The sequence below is a fragment of the Streptomyces sp. NPDC001351 genome, assembly GCF_042896045.1.
Classification (GTDB): Bacteria; Actinomycetota; Actinomycetes; order Streptomycetales; family Streptomycetaceae; genus Streptomyces.
The window spans coordinates 206,235-213,314 of sequence record NZ_JBIAWS010000019.1 but is presented as its reverse complement, the minus strand read 5'-3'; the positions used below and the strand labels follow the sequence as shown (position 1 = coordinate 213,314).

The window sequence follows — 7,080 nt, the reverse complement described above, 5'->3', positions numbered from 1 at the left end:
CTGCAGGGGGGACCCTGTGGGAGAGTAGGACGCCGCCGAACAATTGTTGAGGAAACCCCCGTACCGTTTATTCGGTACGGGGGTTTTCTGCGTTTCAGGGCTTGGGTCTTGGGCCCCTCAAAGAGGGCCCTCCCCTTACAGGCCCTTACAGGCGTCCCGCCGCCTTCAGGGCCAGATACGCATCTGCAAGTGCTGGCGCCAGTTCTTCCGGAGTCTCGTCGACGACCGTCACACCGTGCCGGCGGAGCTGCTCCGCGGTGCGGTGGCGCTCACTTTGGGCCTGGGCAGCGGCTGCAGCTTCGTAGACGGATTCGGCGCTTCCACGGGCGCTCGCCATACGGGCGATGTATGGATCCGCTACCGATGCCATCAGAATCGTGTGGCGCTGCGTGAGTTGGGAGAGCACGGGAAGCAGCCCCTCCTCCACGGGTGCCGCATCGAGGCTTGTGAGCAGCACGATGAGTGAGCGGCGGGGGGCCGTGCGGAGTGCGGCCGCTGTCAGGCCTCGGGCATCCAGTTCGACCAGTTCGGGTTCGACCGTGGCCATCGCGTTGACCAGGGACGGGAGGACGTCGCGTGCTGTGCGGCCCTGAACGAGGGCGCGTACCCGGCGGTCGTAGGCGAGCAGGTCCACCCGGTCGCCGGCGCGTGAAGCGAGTGCTGCCAGGAGCAGGGCCGCGTCCATGGAGGCATCGAGGCGTGGGGCGTCCCCGACGCGGCCTGCTGAGGTGCGGCCGGTGTCCAGGACGATCAGGATGTGGCGGTCACGTTCGGGGCGCCACGTGCGCACGGCGACCGCGGACTGGCGGGCCGTCGCACGCCAGTCGATGGAGCGGGTGTCGTCGCCCGGTACGTACTCGCGCAGGCTGTCGAATTCTGTTCCTTCGCCGCGGGTGAGCACACTGGTGCGGCCGTCGAGCTCGCGGAGGCGGGCTAGTTTCGAGGGCAGGTGCTTGCGGCTGGTGAAGGGGGGCAGGACGCGCACTGTCCAGGGGACCTGGTGGCTGCCTTGGCGTGAGGAGAGACCGAGGGGGCCGTAGGAGCGGATCGTCACGCGGTCTGCTTGACGGTCGCCGCGGCGGCTGGGACGTAGACGGGTGGTGGCCCGGCGGCGTTCGCCTGCAGGAACGGTCAGGCGGTGGCGCGAGGCCTCGATTTCCGTGCCGGGCTGCCAGCTGCTGGGGGGCCAGGCGTCACGCAGACGGGCGCGGAGGAGACGGCGCGAGGGATTGGTGACGGTAAGGGTCACGTCGGCGGCCTCGCCCAGGCGGACGGACGTGTCGCCGGAGCGGGTCAGGCCGAGGCGTCGTACCGGTGCTGCTAGGGCGAAGTCGCAGGCGCAGGCCAAAGCCAGGGGACCGTTCACGGCGAGGATGCCCGTCCAGCTGGGGTCCCAGATACCGACGGGCAGGGAGCCGAGGGCCGCGAGGAGCGCGGCGCGTCCGGTGAGTGGCATCAGCGGGGGACGGGGACGTGGGCGAGGATCGCGTTGATGACGGAGTCGGCCGTGACGCCTTCCATCTCTGCCTCTGGGCGGAGTTGCACGCGATGTCGGAGAGTGGGGAGGGCCAGGGCCTTCACGTCGTCGGGGATGACGTAGTCACGACCCGTGAGCCACGCCCATGCGCGCGAGGTGGCAAGGAGGGCCGTGGCGCCGCGTGGGGAGACGCCCAGGGCGAGGGACGGCGACTCGCGGGTGGCCCGGCAGATGTCCACCACGTAGGCGGTGATTTCCGGGGAGATGGCCGTCTTGGCGACTGCGGCGCGGGCGGCCTCCAAATCGGCCCCGCCGGCCACGGGGCGTACGCCGGCGGCGCGCAGGTCGCGCGGATTGAAGCCCTCGGCGTGACGGGTGAGGACGTCGATCTCGTCCTGGCGGGAGGGGAGAGGGACCGTCAGTTTGAGGAGGAAGCGGTCCAGTTGGGCTTCGGGGAGGGGGTAGGTGCCCTCGTACTCGACAGGGTTCTGGGTTGCGGCGACCAGGAAGGGGTCGGGGAGCGGGCGCGGGGTGCCGTCGACCGTGACCTGCCGTTCCTCCATGGCTTCCAGGAGGGACGACTGGGTCTTCGGGGGCGTGCGGTTGATCTCGTCGGCCAGGAGGAGGTTGGTGAAGACCGGGCCGGGCTGGAACGAGAACTCGGCGGTGCGAGTGTCGTAGACCAGGGAGCCCGTTACGTCGCTCGGCATCAGATCGGGAGTGAACTGCACGCGCTTCGTGTCGAGTTCGAGTGCGGAGGCGAGGGCGCGTACAAGCAACGTTTTGGCGACCCCGGGGACTCCTTCTAGTAGTACATGTCCGCGGCAGAGGAGGGCGACGACGAGGCCGGTCACGGCAGGGTCCTGGCCGACCACGGCTTTGGCGATCTCGGCGCGCAGGGCTTCCAGGGAGGCTCGGGCTTTGCCCGGATCCCCGGTGTTCCCGGCGTTGTCAGTGGTCGGGTCCATCATGGACGGCGTACCTCTCTTTCGAGGGCGTCGAGTTGGTCGGCGAGGGAGATGAGGGCCGCGTCGTCGCCTGGCGGCGGGCCGAAGAGGAGGGGTTGCAGGGCCTGCCCGTCACCGTGGAGATGGGCGGACAGGGCAGGGAGCAGGGCCTCGGGTGCGTGCGCCTGGGCGACGGGGACACCTACGAGGGGGGCGAGGCGGGTGCGGGTGGCGGAGCGAAGAGCGGCGGCCGCGCGGTCGCGGGCGTTCGCCTTGCGGTAGAGGCGGGCGCGGCCTTCGACGGTTTCGGAGGCGCGGATCGCCACGGGGAGTTTTTCGGGCACGAGGGGGCCCAGCCGGCGTGCCCGCCAGAAGGCGGCGAGGGCTGCCGCGACGAAGAGTTGCAGCGTGCCCCAGAGCCAGCCGGAGGGGAGCAGGTCGAAGAAGCCTTTTTCGTCGCCCGTGTCGGTGGCGGAGCTGTCGGAAAGCGTGGGGAGGTACCAGACCAGATGGGGGCGGGAGCCGAGGAGTTGGAGGGCGAGGGAGGCGTTGCCCTCCTTGTCGAGGCGGTCGTTGAAGAGGATGTCGGGCGCGCCGAGGACGACGGTGTCGCCGTCTCCGGAGGTCTCCGGAAGGCGCAGGAGGGTGGCCAGGCGCTCGCTGCGGTAGCACTCGTCGGCGCCGCGGCGTGTGGTGGTGTAGCGGATGCCGCCCGTGTCGGCGGTGCCCGCACGGCGGGCGGCAGGCAGCCGGCAGTCGGGTGGCAGCGTCGAGTCGAGGCTGGTCGCGGGGTCCGCCGTGACACCGGGGGCAAGCTTCTCGACGGACGAGCTGCCTGGAGCGATGAGGACGGTGCGGCCACCCGAGTGTGCGGTCGCGGAGTGCAGCCGGGTCTGTTGACGCTGTGTCAACAGGTCAGGGAGGGCGACCAGGAGGGTTGTGTCCGAGGCGGCTGCGGCCCGCGCCCCGTCCAGAGTGGTGACCACGCGCGTGGACACACCGCGGTCGGCGAGGAGTTCGGCGACGGCGCGGCTGCCTTGGGGGTCGACGGAGCGTGGGTCGAGTTCGCCGTGCCGGGTGTCGGAGCGGATTACGGCGATCACGACGGCCGCCGCCAGGAGGAGCACGACGGCGAGTGCGATGCCGCGTGCGCGGGTCCAGACCTGGCGTGCGGTGGGCGAGGCCGAGGTGGACGGGAGCATGACCTCGGTCGTCATCCGGCGGCTCCCTGGCGGGAGTTGTGGGCTGTGCTGAGGTTGCTGTTCGCGAGCTGGGGCTTGGTGCTTTCGAGGTCGCGGTCGAGTTCCGCCATGCGGTGGTACGACTGCTCGCTCGCCCTTCGGCCGCCGTATGTCACATCGTCGAAGTCCCGGGCGGCGGCGTGCAGCCGGTCTCGGTGGTCGGGCAGTGCTCGGCCTGCTTCTGCGGCCGCCTCGTCCGCGGTGCGGCCGGGGCGGATGTCGAGCAGCGCGCGTTCCTCGAGGGAGCGGACGATGCCGCGCATGCGTTCCTGGACGGCTTGGTTCCAGTGGCCCTGGGCGGCGTGCGCTTCGGCGGCCGCGCGGTGCTCGGCGGCGCTGCGGGGGCGATCGTCGAACAGGGTGGCGGACGAGGTGGGTTCACGCCGTGGTGTGCCCAGCCGCCACCACAGCGCGCCCAGCAACGCGAGAACGGCCACGATGACGACAACCAGGCCGAGTGTGCCTCCGGGGGTCGCGGCCGCCGCCGAGCCGAACAGTTTGTCGACCCAGTCCCAGAAGGCGTTCAGGGCGCGCTGGAACAGGCTGGGATCGTTCTCGTGGTACATGCGCTTCGACAGCTCGCGACGGGCTGCCTCACGCGCGGGATCCCGAGGGATCGTCACCGGCGGTTCGTTGTCGGAGGGCGCCAGCGACAGGACGGATGCGGTGCCGGTGCGCAGCAGCGTTCGTACGGCCGATTCCGCGGCGCGCGGCAGGACCGTCGGCACCGCTGTGAGAACTCCCCCCGTCATGCTCACCGCATCAGCCCCCCGAGCCGGCGTCGGCCCCGTAGCCCTGGACACCGGCGGCGCGGGCCAGTTCGAGATCCAGGGCTTCGCGGCGGATGCGCTGGTCGATGTAGAGGAGCACGGTGACGCCGGCGTTGATCGGGAAAGTGATCATGGAGCCGATCACCGAGCCGATCCCGCTGATGATGAGGAAGGTCCAGCCGAAGTTGTTGCCCTGCCCGTTGAGGAAGCCGACGACGCCTTCGCCGCCGAGCGCTGCGGCGAGGAAAGTGAAGGGGATGACGACGATCGCCGAGATGATGTTCGCGATGATTCCGGCGAGCAACTGGATGCCGAAGACACGCCACCAGGAGCCTCGGACCAGTTTCGCGGATCGGCTCATCGACTTCACGACGCCCTGCTTCTCCAGCATCAGCGCGGGCGACGCCAGGGAGAAGCGGATCGTCAGCCACAGGGCGACGACGCCGGCGGCGAGGCCGCCCAGGACGGCGAGTGCGACACCCCCGTCGGCGTTACCGAAGACCGCCACGAGGATGCCGGGCAGCGCGCCCACGAAGACAATGGTGACGGCGATGAGAGGCAACAGCAGGATCAGGCCGAACAGCTTCACGACCTGAGGGCGGGCATCGCGCCAGGCCTCGCCCGTGGTCACGGAGCGGCCGAGGACCGCGCGGCTGGTGACGGTGGTGAGCAGGGCGGTCGCGGCGACTGTGGCGATCAGAGAGATCAGGAAGACCGCACCGGAGCTGAGCATGACCTCGCCCATGGCGCGGGTCAGTTCGCTCGCGGTGGCGCTCGGGTCGTCGAGGGCCGCAGTGCTGGTGTCGTTGAGCACCAGGCCCTGCAGCAGGATGACGAGGACCTCGGTGACGACCGCGACGGTCAAGGAGATACCCAGCACTGTGCGCCAGTAAGTGCGCATGGTGGAGACGGCGCCGTCGAGGATCTCGCCCACGCCGAGCGGGCGGAGCGGAATGACGCCGGGCTTGGCGGCGGGCGGGGGACCGCCCCAGCCGCCGCCCCATGCGGGGTATCCGGGAGTGCCGTAGGCATGGAAGCCGCCGGGACCGTGGCCTCCGGGGGGAGGCTGGGTGCCCCAGCCGGGGCTGGGCGGTGGGGGTGGCGGAGCAGGCCGGCCGGAGCCTGCCGGGTCGGCGGGCGCGGACCACTGGCCGGGTGGCGGCTGCTGCTTGGACCACTGCGAGCCGGGGCGCTGCGGGTCAGGCGTGTCCTGCGGGGCGGAACCGGGCTGATCCGCGGGCTCCGCGGTACCGGGTCGGTCGGTGGGCCCGGCAGGGCCGGACGCGCCGGGCTCCTGCCCGTCGGACGGGGCAGATCCGGGCGAGGCCCAGCCCGGAGTGTCTTTCATCGTCGCTCCTTCACGGTGCCCGTCCGCGGTCGCGGCGGCAGGTTGGCAGCCATCGTGCCATGGGGTGGTCGCCGAGGTACCGGCCGCGGTATGGGCTGCACACCTTCAATTGTCCGCGGGATAAGGGGCAGACTGACCGCATGGCTGATCAGTACGTGCAATCCGGCGAAGACAGCAGTCCGACCGAGATACCGGCGATCCGCTGGGAGGAGCCACCAGAAGGGCCCGTACTGGTACTTCTCGACCAGACGAGGTTGCCGGCCGAGGAGGTCGAGCGGGTTTGCACGGACGCACCCGCGCTGGTGGAGGCGATCCGTTCGCTGGCCGTGCGCGGGGCGCCACTGCTCGGCATCGCCGGAGCGTACGGTGTCGCGCTCGCCGCCGCGCGCGGCTTCGACGTGGACGAGGCCGCAACTGCGCTGGCGGGTGCCCGGCCCACTGCGGTGAACCTCGCTGTCGGTGTGCGCAGGGCCCAGAGCGCCTACCGGGCCGAGTTCGCCAGGAGCGGCGACGCCGGGCAGGCTGCTGCGGCGGCGCTTGCCGCGGCCCGTCGGCTGCACAAGGAGGACGCCGAGGCAAGTGCCCGAATGGCCGAGTTCGGGCTGGCACTTCTGGACGAGCTGCTGCCCGGTGGCGGGCACCGGATCCTCACCCACTGCAACACCGGCTCGTTGGTGTCGGGCGGGGAGGGGACTGCTTTCGCGGTGGCGCTCGCGGCGCACCGCGCGGGGAGCTTGCGGCGGCTGTGGGTGGACGAGACGCGTCCGTTGCTGCAAGGCGCTCGTCTGACCGCTTATGAGGCGGCCCGCAGCGGCATGGCGTACACCTTGCTCACGGACAACGCGGCGGGCTCGCTCTTCGCGGCCGGCGAGGTGGACGCGGTGCTGATCGGCGCGGACCGCATTGCCGCCGACGGTTCGGTGGCGAACAAGGTCGGGAGCTATCCGCTCGCGGTGCTCGCGCGGTACCACCATGTGCCGTTCATCGTGGTGGCACCGCTGACGACGGTGGATCCGGACACTCCCGACGGGGCCTCCATCGAGGTCGAGCAGCGGCCCGGCCATGAGGTGACCGAGGTCACCGCACCTCAGGTGCCGGTGGCGGGAGCGGAAGCAGGAGGCGGAGTTCCGGTGGCGCCACTGGGGACCCAGGCGTACAACCCGGCGTTCGATGTGACGCCGCCCGAGCTGGTGACCGCGATCGTCACGGAAGAGGGTGCCGTTTCGCCTGTGACAGCTGAGGCTCTTGCGGAGCTCTGTGCCAGGTCGCGCGAGGTGACGATCGGCTGAGGGCTGAG

6 protein-coding genes are annotated in these 7,080 nt (G+C 70.9%); 1 reads left to right on the top strand and 5 read right to left on the bottom strand.

What is annotated here, in order from left to right; all coding sequences use genetic code 11:
* Positions 1–145 precede the first annotated feature (145 nt).
* Genes ACFY1U_RS45125 through ACFY1U_RS45105 form a run of 5 tightly spaced genes read right to left on the bottom strand, consistent with a single transcriptional unit; the run spans position 146 to position 5,783 of the window.
* The gene (locus ACFY1U_RS45125; RefSeq protein ID WP_390699888.1) at positions 146–1,456 is read right to left on the bottom strand and encodes a DUF58 domain-containing protein; all 1,311 of its coding nucleotides are present in this window, start codon (positions 1,454–1,456) and stop codon (positions 146–148) included.
* Positions 1,456–2,445, bottom strand: a complete 990-nt coding sequence (locus ACFY1U_RS45120) for an AAA family ATPase (RefSeq protein ID WP_390699896.1) — start codon at positions 2,443–2,445, stop codon at positions 1,456–1,458. The genes ACFY1U_RS45125 and ACFY1U_RS45120 overlap by 1 nt, the downstream gene beginning before the upstream one ends.
* A complete protein-coding gene (locus ACFY1U_RS45115; RefSeq protein ID WP_390699887.1) occupies positions 2,445–3,641 on the bottom strand; it encodes a DUF4350 domain-containing protein in 1,197 nt (398 codons plus the stop codon). The genes ACFY1U_RS45120 and ACFY1U_RS45115 overlap by 1 nt, the downstream gene beginning before the upstream one ends.
* Positions 3,638–4,423 (bottom strand): DUF4129 domain-containing protein, encoded by a 786-nt coding sequence (locus ACFY1U_RS45110; RefSeq protein ID WP_390699886.1) that lies wholly within the window; start codon positions 4,421–4,423, stop codon positions 3,638–3,640. Before ACFY1U_RS45110 ends, ACFY1U_RS45115 begins: the two co-directional genes overlap by 4 nt.
* Positions 4,424–4,427: 4 nt before the next feature.
* Positions 4,428–5,783: a glycerophosphoryl diester phosphodiesterase membrane domain-containing protein gene (locus tag ACFY1U_RS45105; protein ID WP_390699885.1), complete on the bottom strand. Its 1,356-nt coding sequence runs from the start codon at positions 5,781–5,783 to the stop codon at positions 4,428–4,430.
* Between the two features lie 140 nt (positions 5,784–5,923).
* Here ACFY1U_RS45105 and mtnA point away from each other — a divergent pair, with 140 nt between their 5' ends.
* Entirely contained in the window at positions 5,924–7,072 is a 1,149-nt protein-coding gene (mtnA, locus tag ACFY1U_RS45100) for an S-methyl-5-thioribose-1-phosphate isomerase (RefSeq protein WP_390699884.1), read from the top strand.
* Positions 7,073–7,080: the final 8 nt, after the last annotated feature.